General features: G+C 58.3%; 16 protein-coding genes. 8 read left to right on the top strand and 8 right to left on the bottom strand.

Going from position 1 to position 16,454, the window contains the following annotated elements; genetic code table 11:
* Nucleotides 1-668 precede the first annotated feature (668 nt).
* Genes rpmH through ACLI1L_RS12440 form a run of 8 tightly spaced genes read left to right on the top strand, consistent with a single transcriptional unit; the run spans nt 669 to nt 5,555 of the window.
* Nucleotides 669-812 (top strand): 50S ribosomal protein L34, encoded by a 144-nt coding sequence (gene rpmH, locus ACLI1L_RS12475; protein WP_003847033.1) that lies wholly within the window; start codon nt 669-671, stop codon nt 810-812.
* Between the two features lie 3 nt (nt 813-815).
* Nucleotides 816-1,178 carry a ribonuclease P protein component gene (gene rnpA, locus ACLI1L_RS12470; RefSeq protein ID WP_023020197.1) on the top strand — a complete coding sequence of 121 codons (363 nt, stop codon included), beginning with the start codon at nt 816-818 and terminating at the stop codon, nt 1,176-1,178.
* A gap of 47 nt (nt 1,179-1,225) precedes the next feature.
* Nucleotides 1,226-1,441 carry a membrane protein insertion efficiency factor YidD gene (gene yidD, locus ACLI1L_RS12465; RefSeq protein ID WP_080971176.1) on the top strand — a complete coding sequence of 72 codons (216 nt, stop codon included), beginning with the start codon at nt 1,226-1,228 and terminating at the stop codon, nt 1,439-1,441.
* 13 nt (nt 1,442-1,454) lie between these two features.
* Nucleotides 1,455-2,432, top strand: coding sequence for a membrane protein insertase YidC (gene yidC / locus ACLI1L_RS12460; RefSeq protein ID WP_200288486.1), 978 nt, complete (start codon nt 1,455-1,457; stop codon nt 2,430-2,432).
* A 29-nt stretch (nt 2,433-2,461) separates the two neighbouring features.
* On the top strand, nt 2,462-3,061 hold the full coding sequence (gene rsmG / locus ACLI1L_RS12455; RefSeq protein WP_411708378.1) for a 16S rRNA (guanine(527)-N(7))-methyltransferase RsmG: 600 nt from the start codon (nt 2,462-2,464) through the stop codon (nt 3,059-3,061).
* 10 nt (nt 3,062-3,071) lie between these two features.
* A complete protein-coding gene (locus tag ACLI1L_RS12450) occupies nt 3,072-3,920 on the top strand; it encodes a ParA family protein (RefSeq protein WP_023020194.1) in 849 nt (282 codons plus the stop codon).
* Between the two features lie 6 nt (nt 3,921-3,926).
* On the top strand, nt 3,927-4,967 hold the full coding sequence (locus ACLI1L_RS12445) for a ParB/RepB/Spo0J family partition protein (RefSeq protein ID WP_086588393.1): 1,041 nt from the start codon (nt 3,927-3,929) through the stop codon (nt 4,965-4,967).
* Between the two features lie 9 nt (nt 4,968-4,976).
* A complete protein-coding gene (locus tag ACLI1L_RS12440) occupies nt 4,977-5,555 on the top strand; it encodes a hypothetical protein (RefSeq protein ID WP_411707713.1) in 579 nt (192 codons plus the stop codon).
* Between the two features lie 9 nt (nt 5,556-5,564).
* Here the strand turns inward: ACLI1L_RS12440 and ACLI1L_RS12435 are convergent, their stop codons facing one another.
* The 8 genes from ACLI1L_RS12435 to murJ form a co-directional block, all read right to left on the bottom strand.
* The gene (locus ACLI1L_RS12435; protein WP_167371301.1) at nt 5,565-6,746 is read right to left on the bottom strand and encodes an N-acetylmuramoyl-L-alanine amidase; all 1,182 of its coding nucleotides are present in this window, start codon (nt 6,744-6,746) and stop codon (nt 5,565-5,567) included.
* Between the two features lie 85 nt (nt 6,747-6,831).
* A complete protein-coding gene (gene trxA, locus ACLI1L_RS12430; protein WP_023020190.1) occupies nt 6,832-7,155 on the bottom strand; it encodes a thioredoxin in 324 nt (107 codons plus the stop codon).
* 6 nt (nt 7,156-7,161) lie between these two features.
* Nucleotides 7,162-8,088 (bottom strand): thioredoxin-disulfide reductase, encoded by a 927-nt coding sequence (trxB, locus tag ACLI1L_RS12425; RefSeq protein ID WP_086588390.1) that lies wholly within the window; start codon nt 8,086-8,088, stop codon nt 7,162-7,164.
* Nucleotides 8,089-8,172: 84 nt separating this feature from the next.
* Entirely contained in the window at nt 8,173-8,721 is a 549-nt protein-coding gene (locus ACLI1L_RS12420; protein ID WP_239206122.1) for an RNA polymerase sigma factor, read from the bottom strand.
* Nucleotides 8,722-8,803: 82 nt separating this feature from the next.
* Nucleotides 8,804-11,329 carry an aminopeptidase N gene (gene pepN / locus ACLI1L_RS12415; protein WP_411707712.1) on the bottom strand — a complete coding sequence of 842 codons (2,526 nt, stop codon included), beginning with the start codon at nt 11,327-11,329 and terminating at the stop codon, nt 8,804-8,806.
* A gap of 253 nt (nt 11,330-11,582) precedes the next feature.
* The gene (locus ACLI1L_RS12410) at nt 11,583-11,816 is read right to left on the bottom strand and encodes a hypothetical protein (RefSeq protein ID WP_301716420.1); all 234 of its coding nucleotides are present in this window, start codon (nt 11,814-11,816) and stop codon (nt 11,583-11,585) included.
* 481 nt (nt 11,817-12,297) lie between these two features.
* Nucleotides 12,298-12,831 carry a YceI family protein gene (locus ACLI1L_RS12405; RefSeq protein ID WP_411707711.1) on the bottom strand — a complete coding sequence of 178 codons (534 nt, stop codon included), beginning with the start codon at nt 12,829-12,831 and terminating at the stop codon, nt 12,298-12,300.
* Nucleotides 12,832-13,014: 183 nt separating this feature from the next.
* Nucleotides 13,015-16,443 (bottom strand): murein biosynthesis integral membrane protein MurJ, encoded by a 3,429-nt coding sequence (gene murJ, locus ACLI1L_RS12400; RefSeq protein WP_411707710.1) that lies wholly within the window; start codon nt 16,441-16,443, stop codon nt 13,015-13,017.
* Between the last annotated feature and the right edge of the window lie 11 nt (nt 16,444-16,454).

The raw sequence follows: 16,454 nt of genomic DNA, 5'->3' as shown, positions 1-16,454 counted from the left end.
AACAGGCTACCTTTGTGGAATTTAGTCGGGAACGGGTGGACATTGAATAACAATTTTCACCGTGGATTCCACCGTGGTTTTCACAGTGGTTTTTATCGAGTCACCTCGATCTCCACAGAGTTATCCACAGGTGTGGATGAAAGAGTTATTCACAGCTTAGTTCATGGCTGTGGATAACTCTTCATTGGCCGGTTTATGGCGTTAAGCTGCGGAAACTGCAAAAGTCTCAAGCGCTGATTTAGAGTTATCCACATGCCAGGCTTGGCTGTGGAATTTGATTCTTCTGTTGTACCGCCGAAGCGGCGGGTGTGTCTAGTGAGAAAAATTCACCCCCTGGACGCCGATCTGGATAGGTCCTCCAGTGCGGTGGATTCGGCGCAGTAAGAGCCCGGAATCTGGCCGCCTAGCTGCAGGAAAAAACATTTATGTAATTTCGGGTGTACCCGGGTGTCGATTTGTTTCTAGCGGCAGAAATCACGTAATCTGGCATGGTCTATTGCAACAAAGAGTTGCGCGTGAAAGTGACAGCGTCACCTCGCACTGGCTGGGCCCGTCGGCTCGCGTGCACCGGAGAGACTGTGATGCGTCAGGTTCATGGAATCTAATCATCAGTGGGTGCGCCGCTGTTAGCGGTGGTGTGCCTACGCACAACTTCAAGGAGAATTAACGTGGCAAAGGGTAAGCGCACGTTCCAGCCGAACAACCGTCGTCGTGCTCGTAAGCACGGTTTTCGCACCCGCATGAGCACTCGTGCAGGTCGCGCAATCGTTGCGGCTCGTCGCAAGAAGGGCCGCGCAAAGCTGACTGCGTAAGTTATGCTTCCGGCCCAGCACAAGCTCACATCGCCGACGCAGTTTCGGCGCACGATGAAGGGCAGTCGCCGGGCGGGCACTCGTACGGTAGTCGTGCATGCGCGCGATAACGCAGGTACGGACAAGGAGGCCGAAATCGCAGCCACTGGGCCGCGCTTTGGCTTAATTGTTTCTAAAGCCGTCGGGAATGCAGTGGTTCGCCACCGCACCTCCCGGCGGCTTCGCCATGTGTGCATGACTTTCATTCCCAAGCTGCCTGCCAGCGTAGATGTGGTCATTCGTGCACTGCCCGCTAGCGCCACTGCTAGCAGTGAGCAATTAGAAAAAGATCTTGCTAAAGCACTGCGCAAGCAATGGGATATCTAAATTCCCGCGGGGAGGAAATTCCCCCAGCCAGAGGATTGGCCACACCAATGGTCAAAGTGGTTCGTTTCTACCAAAAACATGTCTCTGGCCTTAAGATGGTATCGACCTGTCGGTTTGAACCGACATGCAGTGCTTATGCTCTTGAAGCGCTATCCAAACATGGCGCATTCAAGGGTACGGCGATGGCAATTGCCAGGGTCTGCAAATGTGGCCCCTGGCATCCGGGCGGATTTGATCCGGTTCCGGACCCCAACAACAACTGAGGATTAAACACTCGTGCTTAATTTCATTTACTGGCCAATTTCGGCCGTTTTATGGTTCTGGCACTGGCTGCTTTCCCTCGTGATGGACCCATCCTGGGGCATTACGTGGATTCTGGCCATTGTGCTGCTGACCTGGACGCTTAAGGCGCTGATGGTCAAGCCGACTATCAGCCAGATTCGTTCCTCGCGCAAAATGCAGGAAATCCAGCCTAAGGTGCAGGAAATCCGTGCGAAGTACGGCAACGATCAGACTAAGGCTGCACAGGAAATGCAGAAGGTCTACAAGGAATCTGGCGTTCGTCCGATGGCCGGCTGCCTGCCGGTATTCGTGCAGATTCCAATGTTCGTCGGTTTGTTCCACGTGCTGCGCTCCTTCGACCGCACCGTCGCCGTAGCCGGTGGCATTGGCCACCCCAGTGGCGATCCAATGTCCGTTGAAGACAACGCCAATACCGCGAACTACATCTTTAAGCCGGAGCTGGTCCAGCAGTTCTTGGATGCCAAGATTTTCGATGTCCCGCTGGTCACCAACCTGCGCTTGAACTCGCCGATTGTGGAGGGCGTAACCACCAGCCAGGCCGCCGTTATCATCGTTCCGATGATCGCCGTGATTGCGGTTATGACGCACTTCAACGCCCGCATGAGCCTAAACCGCCAGGAACAGCGCCGCGCCGCCGGTAAGACCCAAGCGCCACAGGGCCAGAATGCGGAAATGATGCAACAGCAAATGGCCATGATGTCCAAGATGATGCTTTGGGTCATGCCAGCCATGTTGATCTTCTCCGGCTTCATCTGGCCAATCGGTTTGCTGTTCTACATGATGGCCAATACGGTCTGGACCTTCTTCCAAACCCGCATCGTCTATGCCAAGATGGACCGCGAGGAAGAAGAAGAGGAAGCCGCGAAGGCTGAGGCCAAGCGCACTTCCGCACCTAAGCCGGGTGCCCGCAAGAAGGACAACCGCACCAAGAAACAGCGCAAAAACAAATAAACACGGAGGAGAACCCCATCGTGTCCAAGATGGACCCGTCAGTAGTATTCGGCTCCCGCTTGCCCCTCGCGCAGGCTTACCATGATTCGCTCGCTACAGACGGGTCCACTCGTGGTTTTATAGGCCCTAGGGAGGTGCCGCGTTTGTGGGATAGGCACATTATTAACTGTGCCGTCATCAAGCAGGCAATCCCCGAGGGCGCCACGGTCATCGATGTAGGCTCGGGTGCCGGACTGCCTGGCATTCCGCTGGCCATTGCACGCCCAGACCTGCGGATAACCCTGATCGAGCCGCTGTTGAAGCGCTATAACTACCTCAACGAGGTGGTAGAAGAACTCGGGCTCGACAATGTGACGGTTCTGCGTGGCCGTGCTGAGGAAGGCCCGATCAAAAAGGCCGTGGCGGGGGCCGATGTGGTGACCTCGCGCGCCGTCGCGCCCCTGGGAAAGCTTGCGAAGTGGTCGCTGCCGCTAGTGCGCAAGGGGGGCGAGATGATCGCACTGAAGGGCTCTTCGGTACACGAGGAACTAGAACGCGATGCCGCTGACATCAAGAAGGCCGGCGGTGGAAAGGCCGAGGTCAGCACTATCGAGGGAACCACGATCATTCGTGTCCCGCGCGTGAACTAGAGTAGACGGCATGACTAATCCGCGCCTTATCACCATTGCTAACCAGAAAGGCGGCGTAGGTAAAACCACCTCCGCCGCCAACTTGGCCGCAGCGCTTGCCGCAGAGGGCAAGAAAGTGCTGGTGATCGATCTCGACCCGCAGGGAAATGCTTCCACGGCCATGGGTGCGGAACATAATTCCGGCACCGATTCCAGCTATGAGGTGCTCCTCGGGGACTGCAGTGCCGAGAAGGCTATGCAGCCTTCTTCGCACAACGAGAACCTTTTTTGCATCCCCGCCACCATCGATTTGGCTGGCGCGGAGATCGAAATGGTGTCCTTGGTACGCCGCGAATTTCGGCTCTATGATGCCCTGCATAATGGCTTCCTCGAGGAGCATGGCTTCGAATACGTCTTCATCGACTGCCCGCCATCGCTTGGTTTGCTCACCATCAATGCGATGACGTGTGCGGAAGAGGTCATCATCCCGATTCAATGCGAGTACTACGCCCTCGAGGGTGTGGGCCAGCTGCTGGGAAATATTTCCATGATCCGTGAACACCTCAACGAGGATCTGCATATCTCCGCCGTGCTGTTGACTATGTATGACGCCCGCACGCGCTTGGCAGAAGATGTGGCAGACAACGTTCGTGAGCAATTTGGTGCCGTGGTTTTGGGCAATGTTATCCCGCGCTCCGTGCGCGTTTCGGAGGCGCCGGGATACGGTACTACGGTTATTGATTACGCTCCCTCGTCCACCGGTGCCCGCGCCTACCTTGCGGCGGCGCGCGAGCTTAACCGGCGTGGCGATTATCGCCCGCACCCGACCACCGGGGCGATTGGCGTGAGCCCAGAGATTTACGCGGAATTGGAAGGATAGGAACTCATGGCAGAACAGAAGCAAGGTGGACTCGGCAAGGGTCTCGCCGCACTCATCCCATCCGGTCCTGATGCCCCTACCCGCAAGCCGCGGCTGGGAGATTCCGCGGCGGATATCATCTTGGGAAATGCCACCCCACAGCCTGGCCGCAAGGGCGGCGACGGCAAGCGTGTCAAGGGTGCGCCCACCATTCAACAGGGTTCTGGCTCACAATCTTCGAAGAAGCGTCAGGCCACCCCGGCTCCCATCGGTGCGACCTACCGCGAGATTTCCATTGGGGATATCATCCCTAATCCGAAGCAGCCACGCACCGTCTTCGACGAGGATGAGCTGGGCGAGCTCGTTCACTCGATCCGCGAGTTTGGCCTCTTGCAGCCCATCGTTGTTCGCCCCTCCGAGGAGGGTGGCTTCGAGCTCATCATGGGTGAGCGCCGTTGGCGCGCTTCTTCCAAGGCGGGTCTGGCCACCATTCCAGCCATCGTGCGCGATACCAAGGATGACAACCTGCTGCGCGATGCCCTGCTGGAAAACATCCACCGCGTGCAGCTCAACCCTCTGGAAGAGGCACACGCCTACCAGCAGCTATTGGAAGAGTTCGGCGTTACCCAGAACGAGCTGGCGGACCGCATTGGCCGCTCGCGCCCACAGGTGACCAATATGCTGCGCCTGCTTAAGCTGCCGGTAGAGGTACAAAAGCGGGTAGCCGCTGGTACCCTATCCGCCGGCCACGCGCGTGCGCTTCTGTCTTTGGATGACACGGAGGCGATGGAATATATTGCCAACCGCATCATCGCGGAGGGTCTGTCCGTCCGCGCCACTGAGGAGGCAGTCACCCTTTATAAGCGCGATGGCAAGCCGGCCGAATCAAAAAAGAAGCAGCCGGCACCACAGCCGCAGTACTTCACCGATTCTGCCGAGCGCCTATCTGATCGCTTTGACACCAAAGTCACCGTGACCATGGGCAAACGCAAGGGCAAGATGGTCGTGGAATTTGGTGACCAAGAAGATTTTGAGCGCATCATGACGCTTATTGAGGGCCAAGACTAAATCCGGGCGATGATCCTCGAGCCGGTACGCGAGGGTGCGCGCATCCACCGCCAGACTGCGCGCAGCACTTTTTGGGAGCTTGAGGCCGCCGTGAGCGATCCCGCCTTTGAAAAGGAAGCGTGGCTGGCCACTACCCTGCTGTCTTTTGGGCAGTGCGGTTTTACCGTGGGTGAGGACGCCACCATCCTCTTTTGCTCCCGCGAGGATGCTGCCGGGACTGCGAAGCTTCCCACCGCCCCCATTTCTGCGGATGCGGAGATTATTACCTCGCTTTTCGTCAAAGCGCACCTCATGGGGCGCGGCATTGAAGCAGTGCTTGTCGACGCCGCCATTGTGCACCTCACTAACCGCGGCAGCACGGCCGTGGAGGCCTTTGGCTACTACGGCGATCCAGCCGCAGCGGCGGAGTTTTTGGGGCATAAGCCGGCCTATATTGGGCTGATGTCTTATGACATTTTGCGCTCCGCCGGCTTTGAGGTGGCCGCTGATCACCCAGTACTTCCCCGTTTGCGGCTCGAGCTGCCGCCCGAGCACGAGTTGCTAAGCGCGGCAACCGTGGAAGACCTCCTCGCCCGCGCTTTGGCCTAGGCGATTAGTTTAGGCCTGCTCGGCTCGTAGCAGCTCGGAGAATTTATAGGTTCCGGTTACGGCGGTGTCCTGCTCCATGAGGTACATGCGCTTTACGGCAATGACGATTGCTTCCGCAATGTCATCCCGGCGGGACGGATTGGTGAGGATCTTTATGTCTTCTGGGTTGGTCAGGTAGCCCAGCACGATCTGGATGACCGGCATTTGGGTCAGGCGAAGCAGATCCCAGGTGCGGCCGTGGTTGCCGCAGTCCAGCAGCTCGGTGCGTGCGACAATCTCACGCTGGATAAAGCCGGATAGGGTCTCACCAATAAGCGAGGAATTGCCGGATTCGGAACCGAAATAGAAGGTGGCAACACCATTGGCCTTCTCATTGGGGTAGGAATCACAAGCCAAAGAGATGACAATGTCTGCATCGAAGGCGTTGGCCAACTCCGCGCGGGACTTCACGTCCGCATCGGAGGTCCGAGGACGGGAGATGATGGTCTCCATGCCGGCGGCAATCATGCGTCCCTCGATGCGCTGGGTGAGGTCCCACAGGATTTCCTGTTCGGAAATATCACCGAAGCGACCCTTGACCTGTTGACCGGCGTCGCCGCCGCTCAAGGCGGGATCGATGACAACGCGCTTGCCCGCCAGCTTAGGGCCGGCGTTGCGGACGCGCTCACGCTCTTGGATATTGTGCGCGGAACCACCGGTAATACGGCGGCCGAGCAGTCCAAGGGCGCGGATGGTGACGGGGCCGCACACACCATCTTCTTGCAGGCCGCAGTTGTGCTGGTATTCCTTCAGGGCCGCGTGGGTATTAGTACCGAAGTGGCCGTCTACGCGCTGCTGGTAAAAGCCCAGCTCCTGCAGCTGTTGCTGGAGCTGCGAGATATCATCACCCACGAGCTCATTTGCGGGCTCGTAGGCAAGTACACGGCTGCCGAGCGTATACGAGGCCTGGCGCAGTTCGCGCAGGGTGAGATCATCGATCTCTCCCGTGGGCACGATGCCGCGCGATTGCTGGAAGGCCTTGAGGACCTCAGACAAATTGGCATCAAAGCTCTTGTCGCTCTCGGAGTACTTCTGCTTTTTCCACGCAGAAAGTTCCCCCTTGAAATCTGACAAGAGGCCGAGACGGGCCAAGGTGGCGCGAGCCTCAGCTACACGCACGCTTGTATCGCCGACTCGAAGAACGCGGTTCACGCCTTTTACCCCTTTCACAGCCCGTGTTTAGGGGCCGCATTTCAGAATTTCTACACGCTTAATCTAATAGGAATTAGATTAACAGTTAAAGTTGCTTTTTCACTTGCGCCACGATGTCATCTTTAGAACGCAGACCAACAAATTCGTCTACCTTCTCGCCGTGGTTGAAAATCAGCACGTTAGGGATGGACATGATCTGGAACATGGCGCCTAGGTTGCGCTCTTCATCAACGTTGACTTTGGCGATAGTGACCTCGCCGTCTAGCTCCTCTGCTACCTCTTCCAAGATGGGGGATAGCTTCTTGCAGGGGCCGCACCATTCGGCCCAGAAGTCGACGACGACGGGCTTATCGGACTCGATGACGTCCTTGCGGAAGGTATCGGTGGTTACTTTCTTGACGTTGCTCATACTGATTTAACGGCTTTCTGCGAGGAAATGTTCCGCATCAATTGCCGCGCGGCAACCGGAGCCGGCCGCGGTAATTGCCTGCTGGTAGTGGTCATCCACCAAGTCACCGCAGGCAAAAACGCCAGGCTGGGAGGTCTTGGTGGTGGGTTGTTCAACTACAACATAGCCATTGTCATTTAGCTCGACCTGACCATTGAGGAAGGAAGAGCGCGGATCATGGCCAATTGCTACGAACATGGCAGTCACGTCCAAGGTAGAGGTCTCGCCGTTGGTGACGTCCTTGAGCTTGAGACCGCCGACTTTGCCGTCGGCTTCAATGACCTCTTCGACGACTTTATTAGTCTCCCATTTAATCTTTTCATTGGCTTGGGCGCGCTCCAGCATGATTTTAGAGGCGCGGAAGTTCTCGGAGCGGTTCACAATGGTGACGGAGTCCGCGAACTTGGTGAGGAAGGTTGCTTCCTCCATGGCGGAGTCGCCGCCGCCGATAACGGCAATATTGTGGCCCTTGAAGAAGAAGCCATCGCACGTAGCGCAGGTGGATACGCCACGGCCGGAGAGTTCTTCCTCACCGGGAACGCCGAGGTGGCGCGGGGCTGCACCGGTGGCGAGGATAACGGTGCGGGCCTCAAAGAGCTCGTCACCCACGTGCAGCTTTTTAATATCGCCTTCCAGCTCAACGGAGTCAACGACCTCCATGCGGAGATCTGCACCGAAGCGGATGGCCTGGGCGCGCATTTCCTCCATGAGCTCTGGGCCCATGATGCCCTTTTGGAAGCCGGGGTAATTTTCTACCTCGGTAGTATTCATAAGCTCGCCGCCGTACTCGAAGCCCTCGAAGACAATCGGGTTGAGCTCGGCGCGTGCCGCGTAAAGCGCGGCGGTATAACCGGCAGGGCCGGAACCTACGATGGCAACATCGTGGACGGTCATTGCTAACTCCCTTAAATCAGAGTGTGGTTTCGCGTAACGCCATGAGTCTACCCGCCACACTGCCAAACGTCGGTATTAGCAAACTCACCCAATGGCAGCGCGTAGGACTTCCCTCGCTCGGGCGCAGCGGGATTTAATGGTGCCGGGCTTTACCCCTTGGGCGGTGGCAACTTCTCCGACGCGGAACCCGGCGACGTCGGTAAGCACCAGCGCTTCGCGCTGATCCTCGCGCAGTAACTCCATGGCCTCGCGCACCGCCAGCTGCTCCGCTAGGTTTTCGGAAGGATTATGCGCGAGCAGCGGGTTGCGATCGTCGTCGAAGTCCTCCGTATCTAATGAGGCATTTTCCCTATTCGAGCGATGGTTGAGGTAGTCATAGCCAGAATTTTTCACCAACCGGTGCAGCCAAGTCGATAGCGCGGATTCGCGCCGATAGGAGTGCAGGTTGCAGCTGGCGCGCAGGAAGGCTTCTTGGACCACATCTTGGGCATCGTGATCGTTTTTGGTGTAGCGCCGTGCCACGGTGGTCAGCCGCGTGCGGTGGCGTTCCACGATGGTGGAAAAGGCCTTATTATCCCCTTCAATGAAAGCATCAACTAATTCTTCGTCACTGCGGTCATGACTCAGCGTCATATGTAGATTCCCCCCGGATCAACAACTGTTAAACACAGTGTGACCCGAGGGGAAGCAGAGCGCGAGCGCTGGACAGTACAGTCTATTGACCAGCCCGCACGCGTAGGGTGCGCCGCAAGTTATCGCGACACTCGAGCAGCACGCGGCGCAGCGCTCCTGGCAGCTCACGGTGCAGCAGGCGGATGGTGGCGGCGTCGGCCATGGGCAGCTGTGGATAAAAGCCGCGGATGAGGCGGTTGGCAATCTCAATCGGGTGCGCGGCCCAGATCTCTTCCACGCGGGAGAAGAATTCCTCCGCAAAGGCCTCCTGCAGTGCAGCTGAACGCGGAGCATTGAATCCGGCGACCAGCGCGTCTACCTCGGCATTGGAGTAGGCGCCTGGCGTGAGCGCCCTATCGAACGCGGCACGCTTGGTCTCTGGCGTGGGGAAAGCGTGGCTGGCGCCGAGGAATTCCGTAGCGCCGGTCAGCGTATTATCGCGCTGTTTTTCTTTCTCCAACTCGTCTAGTTCTACGGCATTTCGGGCGGCGAGTGCGCGCAGGATGGACCAGCGGATTTCGGGGTCCAAGCGAAGGCCGGCAATGTCACCGGAGAGCAGGGCCTTAAGGCGCGCGGTGCCTGATTCCTCCGGCGTTGCGGCGAGTGCGCGGATGGCGGCGCGAGCGAGTACAAGCTGGGCGTCCGAGGCTGGTTCGGCCTCGTCCAGATGGCCCCAGATTGCCTCGGCATAGTCGGTGCGGACCTGCTCGCGGTCGGCTTCCGAAACATAGTGGGCAATCGCAAAATTGGCATTTGCGCAGGCAGTAGCCAGCAGCGTCGTGTTGGTCTCGTAGGCTTCGTGCTTGACGACGACCCCCACATAATCAATCGCCGACATTTCCCCATCGCGGGTGAGGTTCCATAGTGCGGTCCAGATGATAGCGCGGGTGAGATCATCTTCGATTTCGGTCAGGCGGTTCCCTGCCGTTTCTAGGGAGGTGTCGTCGAAGCGGATCTTGGCGTAGGTATGGTCGGCGTCGTTAAGCAGCAGCAATGCTGGGGCCGGAAGGCCGGCCGCCTCATCGATGATGGTGCGGGTGGTGTCATCGCCGACGGGGAGATCGATGTCGATCTCGCGATACTTGTGTAAGTCGGCATCAAAAAGCGAGGCGGTCAGGCGGTGTGGCCGGCAGACGTCCTCGGCTTCTGCAAGGATGGCCAGCTCCGCAATCTTCTCGCCTTCGGTGTGCAGCTCCGGGGTGAGCGTATCTGGACCCCACGTGCGCAGCCAGGCTTGCGACCAGGCATCAAGATCGCGGTCTGCGTGCTTTTTTAGCGCCTTCAGGAGGTCATCAAAGGTGGCGGCGGCGAAGGCGTGCTCCTGGAAGTAGTCGCGCGCTCCAGCGTAGAAATTATCGTGACCGACATAGTGCACCAGTTGCTTGAGCACCGCCGCGCCCTTGGCATAGGTGATGCCGTCGAAATTCTGGCGCGCGGCATCCACATCTGGGATTTCCGCCTTGATTGGGTGCGTGGTGGGCAGCTGATCCTGCAGGTAGGCCCAATTCTTGCGGGCACCGGCAAAGTTGGCCCAGGCCTCGGTGTACTCGGTGCCGTGCACAGAAGAATCCGCGCCCATGAACTCCGCGAAAGACTCCTTGAGCCATAGATCATCCCACCACTGTGGCGTAACCAGATCGCCGAACCACATATGGGACATCTCGTGCAGGATGGTATTCGCGCGGCCGGCATGCTGCGCGCGGGTGGCGTGGGAGCGGAAAATGTAGTTCTCCGTGAAGGTGACGAGACCAGGGTTTTCCATCGCGCCGAGGTTGTATTCGGGCACAAAGATGGAATCGTACTTGCCCCACGGGTAGGGGTAGCCAAAGTTCTGGTGGAAAAAGTCCATACCCTGGGCAGTAAGGTCCAAGATTTCTTCGTCGAGGTACTCAAACATGGACGCGCGAGCAAAGGCGCGCAACTGTGCCGAGTGGCTGCCATCCGGGGCGGTCCACGTGCGCTCTTGATACTGATAAGGGCCTGCCGCAAAAGAAGTCAGGTAGGTCGATAGCGGCGGCGTCGGCGCGAAGGTGACAGTGGCGAGATCGCCATCCTCACTGCGCTCGACTTCCGGTTGGTTAGAGAGGAGCTGCCACTGCTTCGGTGCGGTCATGCGCACGTGGAAGACGGCCTTGAGATCAGGCTGCTCGAGGCAGGGGAAGATGCGGCGAGCATCGGAAGGCTCGAGGTGTGAGTACAGGTAGGTCGCGTCATCGGCTTGATCGTGCATGCGGTGCAGGCCCTGGCCGGTGCGCGAATAACGGGAGTGGCTGTTGACCTCGATGGTCAGCTCCTCCCCTACCGGCACGCCGTGTAGCCGGATGATGCTGCCATCAAAGTCCACCTCCTGCGGGGCGCCATTGACCTTGATCTCCGCGACGGATTCGCCTAGGTAATCCAGGAAGAGCTCGGGCTCATTGCTGGTCAGCTCGAGGCGGGTAGTCACGCGGTAGATGGGGCTATCGAGTACCTCCGAGAGATCGAGGTGGAGGTGATAGGCGCGCAGGTCCACCGCTGCTGCGCGTTCTTGGAGCAACTCGTGCTGCGTCTTATTTTGTGGTGCAGTCATACTTAGGAACTATAGTTACCTCCGTCACGTAGGGTGCGGGGTTGGGGTCCTAAGTTCCGCTGCCTTCTAGGAGCAAAATACCCAGCGGGTATCGGGACCTCGCTGTGGACCTGTTGGATCAGTTTTGCCTATCCCGCACTCTGCAAGTGGCGCAAGATGTCAGTGACCATCAGCAAGCGTTACACCACACTAAAGGACACAACCACTGCGCTGTCACTCTTTTGCCTATTTGGTATTTGTAGTCCCTATATCTTTAGCTGACCGATTTTAGTAATCTAACCAAGAACAAGACTAGGAAAATAATCCCGCAGGCTGTAGCGGCAATGAACATTTGTTGAGCTTGCTCGAGCAGCCGTGTTGCCTCGTCCAATGCATCTCCAGTGTGAATATAGGTCAGTGCATTGTGGGTTGCATTAAATCCGATGGCGAATCCTACACAAGTTATTAGCAACGCTGTCAGCTCGAGCAGCTGAAGAAGTAGTTTCATCTGTTTAACCTATCTGGTGGCACTGCTCACCTCGGAACTTACCAGCGATGTACAAGCGCGCACATTGCTGCGAACCTGATTTTACATAAACATTATGTGGTCCATTGTCGGTCACGGCTCCAAAAACCCAACCTGTGTGGGTTTTGCCGACAAAAGTGCGGTGGATTTGTGCCCCGGTGCGGTTTTGATAGTCGACTCGCTAGTTACAAATAGTCGAAGGGGCTCGATACTGCACCCCTTCATTCTCAATATGGTCCCGAGAGCCGATTATCCTGTGGTGACTTTGAAATTGTTTCCTTTATAGGTGAAGAAAAGCCCGTTGATTGGCTGATATCCAGAGGCGCTGAGGGGTAGAAATGCTTTCCCGGGGGTAGGGAGTGGCTGTTCCGCTATACCGGAAGACGTAGGAAAAGCCCACAGCCAGAAGGTGGCTGCGGGCTTGGAGAAGCTTAATGCTTCTAGTGTGTCTGGGGCTACGGGTCTACTGCTTGATAGCGGAGACCTCGAGCTCAATCTTGATCTCCTCGGAGACCAGCACGCCGCCGGTCTTCAGCGGAGCGTTGAAGTCGATGCCGAAGTCCTTGCGGTTGATCTTGGTGGTTGCCTCGAAGCCCAGGCGGGTATTGCCAAATGGGTCCTCAGCGGTAGCAACGTCTTCAACGTCGAGGTCGACGGACTTGGTGGTGTCCTTGATGGTGAGGTCACCGGTGACGGTGCCGTTGCCATTCTTATCGACGTTGAGGTTGGTGGCCTTGAAGGTGATCTCCGGGTACTGCTCTACTGCGAAGAAGTCTTCGTTCTTTACGTGTGCATCGCGGTCATCGTTACCGGTGAAGATGGATGCGGTGCGGATGGTGGCCTCAGCGTTGGACTCGGCGATGTTCTCGGCCACGGTGATGGTGCCTTCAAAATCGGCGAAGTTGCCACGGACCTTGGTAACCATTGCGTGCTTGGCGACGAATCCGATAACGGTGTGGGCTGGGTCTAGTGCGTAGGTACCTGCTGCGAGGGACATGATGAATACTCCTAAGGTTGTTGTTTGCGTTACATTCCACAGTGTACGTACCACTTCTAAATAGTCAACATGTGAAGTAAATAATTTTTGAACATGCAGGTCAAAGAAGTGTGAATGCGGAAAAGCTTAAAAAAGAAGGCCGAATCGAGGGTCGTGTCCTCGATTCGGCCGTGTGGGTTGTGCCTAGGGCTGTCCAACGAGCCCAATGTCTGCGATGGTTGCCTTATTGGACTTGGGTAGCTCGGTGATCATGAGCAGCAGCCCGTCGAATTGCTCGGGGGTTTTCTCCAGCTCGATGTCTTCCTTGCCGTTTTTGAACTTGCCTCTTGCCAGTTGGTACAGAGAGCCGGCCTGTGGGTTTTCTGGGTTGAAGCGGTCACGATTAACGCCATAGACGGCATATTTCGCCCCAGTCGAATTGGATTGCACCACCGGCAAGACTGCGAAGTGCGTTGGCGAATCCACAGTGACGAGGATGCCGGTGTCCTCCTCTTCGGTGGACCAGGTGGTGGCCGTTTTGCCGTCGATAAGCGCAGCGTCGTCCTTGTTATCAGGGACGGTAATCGCAGAGGAAGGCTGGAGACGCACCGGCGGGGTATCCGGAATGTCCGTGCTGCCGTGGATGGTTTCGCTGACCGGGTTAGGCGCCTCCACATTGCTGAGCAAGGACATGATCCAGGTGGTGAGCGCGGCCATTGCCACGACGAAGATGGTGGCGAAGATACCGATAACGATGACGCCGGAACCGGAATAACCGCGGCCGCCGAAGCCAGGCTCTTGGGCCGGGTCATCCTCTTGGGCCGGTTCTTCTTCTGGCTTTACCGGCAAGGCCTCGGGTGCTTCCTCCGGTTCCTCCGGTGCGAAGTCGTGCAGGCGCTGAGCGATGCCGGCCAAGGTCAGCGCCTTTGCCTCCTGCAGCTGTTCCATCTTTTCCTCGCGGCTGTCCTCATCAGCACTATCGAGGGCAAAGTGCGCGTCCTCGACGCGCTGGGCGGCCTCGTCGGCCGAGAGGTTGGCATCTTCAGAAATATCGCGCAGCTTCTTCGGCGAAGGCTCCGTGGACTCCACGAGTAACTCCAGAGCGGAGCTTAGAGCCTCGCGGTCAGTAGCGGCAGAGGTGCCATCCAGTACGGCGGGGAAGGCCACCTTGACTACACCGTCGGTAGAGACGCGGAAGCGGTCGCGGTGTTCCACGCCGAGGATGAGGCCGGCATCGTGGGCAGCGGCGGCGTCAGCAAATAGCGGCGCAGTAGCACGAGCCACAGAATGGGGGTCGAGGTTATCGGCCTCAGCCACCTGCTTGAGGGAGGTGCCCTCGAACCAATCCGCCACCACCAGGCAGCCCGTGCGGTAGGACAGGACTTGGATATTATCTGCCACGGTATCGAGCTCCAGCTCGGCAAGGCGGCGGGTATTGCGCGAAATCTCAGCGGAGCGGCGGGCGGCAACTCCCGGAGTCGATGGCGCAATCGGCGCCAGGCTATTGGTATCGACGAACGTCAACGCGACTAGGCGGCCGGTGGACTGCTCGCGTGCTTGCCAGAACTGTGCACCGGTGACCGCACCGTGATCTTGGAGCAAGCGGAAGCGACCATCCGATACCGGGGCGCCCGGCACGAGGCGTGGGCCGCGGACGATACCGGCGGACATTGGTGGCGGTACCAGGGTGGCATTGAAGGCGTCCTGGGTGAATACCGGCCGGATTTCCGGCACGTCGGGCTCCTCCAGCTCGATAGCCTTGGAGGAATCGACCTTGATGAAGCGGGACATGCCCGGGATGCGCTGCAAGGCGCGGGCCAGGTTCTGGACCTCCGGCAAGGAGGACTTAGAGAGCACCAGGCCGGTGGCGATGAGGAAGATGACTCCAAGCACCGCGACCTTGATCAGCGAGACGATGGAGGGCAAATTCTCTGGCAGGAGGAAATTCACGCCCCAGTACAGCACCCAGGAGACAACCAAGCCTACGAGACCGGCACCAGAAGCCCACAGCACGGTCTGCGTGACGGCTTTGCCGCCGAGGCTGCCGAGCTTGCGCTTGAGCAAGAAGCCACCGATGACCGCACCGGAGACGAAGCCAAAGCCATTGGCCGTACCGAGCAAAATCACCACGCGGTCCGGGTTGGACGTCATCAACGGGGCCAAAAGCGTAAGGACGATCTTGGTCAGTGTGATGCCGGCGATTATGAAGGTCGGCGTCCAGGCTTCCTCGCGGGCATAGAACACGCGCAGGTGCAGTAGCACCAAGGCATACGGGATGAGTGTGAAGGCGGAGAAGCTGATGGTCAGGCCGAGCTGCTCGGCGCTCTCGGCGCCGTAGGCACCGTATTGGAAGAGGGCCCGGGCGATTGGTACACCAAAGCCGGTCATGAAAATGACGATGGGGATAAGCGCGATGAAGGTCAGCTTTGAGCCCAAGGTCAGATCGCGGACTACGGCATCAACATCGCCGTCGGCGGCGTTGCGGGACAGGCGCGGCATGATGGCCGTCAGCAGCGTCACGCCGATTACGCCATAGGGCACCTGCAGCATGAGCCAGGCATTCTGATAGACCAGCGGGGCGCCGGCATCCGCATAGGCGGCTACGCGGGAGGTGATCACATAGCCCAGCTGGGAGATAGCCACATAGGTAATGATGGCCAGAGCCATGCCACCGAATTGCTTGATGCGGGCATCCAAGCCCCACTTGGGGCGCAGGTTAATGCCGGCCTTTTTGAGGTACGGCAACAAGATGAGGCATTGCACCATCACCGCCGTGGTGGTGCCCAAGCCCAATAGCATGACGTGAGGATCGGCCACCGGAGTGGGCTCGTGCGGGTCGAGCTGGCCGGGCAGGAAGCGATAAGCCAGCAGCACGCTAATGGAGATGACGTTATTGACTACCGGTGCCCACGCACCTGGACCAAAGATATTCTTAGTATTAAGAACGGCCTGGAAGAGGGCGAAGAGGCCGTAGAAGAGGATCTGCGGCAGCAATAAGAAGGCCAAGGAGGTTGCCTGCACGGCATTGGCCTTGGAATCTTCCGGCAGCATCATCCTCGTTAAGAAGGGTGCGAGCACCACGGAGGCGATGGTGACTATGCCCAGGATGGAAAAGGCTAGGGTAAATAGCCGCCGGACAAAGGTCTCGCCGCGGTCCGTGTCTTCTTTTTCGGCGCGTACGAGGACGGGCACGACCAGAGAGGTCAGCACGGCACCCAATACGATCTCGGTGACGAGGTTGGGGATCTGGTTGGCGCTACTAAACGCGGTGCCCACCGTGGCGCCGAGAGTGGCGCCGATGAGCATCTGGCGCAGGAAGCCGGTGACGCGGGATAACAGCGTCGCGATGGCCATCGTGCCCGTCGCGCGGATGACGTCCTGATTGGATGATTCGTTTTCCGCGTTGCGTCCGGTGAGCGCGGACTTGTCCTTCTTGGGAGGAACGGTGGTGTCCTGCACCGCGGGCGTGGGGCGCTTTTCTGGCACCGGAGCGGGAGGAGAAGCGCGGACGATGCGGCCGCGGGCACCCGCTGGGGCGGGGTGCTCTGCCGGCACGGCGGCATCCTTCGGGTCAACTACACCCGCAGGTGACTTCTCCACGTGTTCGGCCTCGCGGCCAGTTTTATCAGTCATAGAGGATACAA

It is taken from the genome of Corynebacterium sp. LaCa117, assembly GCF_046717765.1.
Classification (GTDB): Bacteria; Actinomycetota; Actinomycetes; order Mycobacteriales; family Mycobacteriaceae; genus Corynebacterium; species Corynebacterium kefirresidentii.
The sequence above is the reverse complement of the archived record's forward strand: the minus strand, read 5'-3'. Positions and strand labels throughout refer to the sequence as shown.

Excerpts from the sequence above, each read along its gene's own strand:
- rnpA (WP_023020197.1), top strand. The coding sequence starts at position 816 with ATGCTTCCGGCCCAGCACAAGCTCACATCGCCGACGCAGTTTCGGCGC.
- yidD (WP_080971176.1), top strand. The coding sequence starts at position 1,226 with ATGGTCAAAGTGGTTCGTTTCTACCAAAAACATGTCTCTGGCCTTAAG.
- rsmG (WP_411708378.1), top strand. The coding sequence starts at position 2,462 with ATGGACCCGTCAGTAGTATTCGGCTCCCGCTTGCCCCTCGCGCAGGCT.
- ACLI1L_RS12450 (WP_023020194.1), top strand. The coding sequence starts at position 3,072 with ATGACTAATCCGCGCCTTATCACCATTGCTAACCAGAAAGGCGGCGTA.
- ACLI1L_RS12445 (WP_086588393.1), top strand. The coding sequence starts at position 3,927 with ATGGCAGAACAGAAGCAAGGTGGACTCGGCAAGGGTCTCGCCGCACTC.
- ACLI1L_RS12440 (WP_411707713.1), top strand. The coding sequence starts at position 4,977 with ATGATCCTCGAGCCGGTACGCGAGGGTGCGCGCATCCACCGCCAGACT.
- trxA (WP_023020190.1), bottom strand. The coding sequence starts at position 7,155 with ATGAGCAACGTCAAGAAAGTAACCACCGATACCTTCCGCAAGGACGTC.
- trxB (WP_086588390.1), bottom strand. The coding sequence starts at position 8,088 with ATGACCGTCCACGATGTTGCCATCGTAGGTTCCGGCCCTGCCGGTTAT.
- ACLI1L_RS12420 (WP_239206122.1), bottom strand. The coding sequence starts at position 8,721 with ATGACGCTGAGTCATGACCGCAGTGACGAAGAATTAGTTGATGCTTTC.
- pepN (WP_411707712.1), bottom strand. The coding sequence starts at position 11,329 with ATGACTGCACCACAAAATAAGACGCAGCACGAGTTGCTCCAAGAACGC.
- ACLI1L_RS12410 (WP_301716420.1), bottom strand. The coding sequence starts at position 11,816 with ATGAAACTACTTCTTCAGCTGCTCGAGCTGACAGCGTTGCTAATAACT.
- ACLI1L_RS12405 (WP_411707711.1), bottom strand. The coding sequence starts at position 12,831 with ATGTCCCTCGCAGCAGGTACCTACGCACTAGACCCAGCCCACACCGTT.
- murJ (WP_411707710.1), bottom strand. The coding sequence starts at position 16,443 with ATGACTGATAAAACTGGCCGCGAGGCCGAACACGTGGAGAAGTCACCT.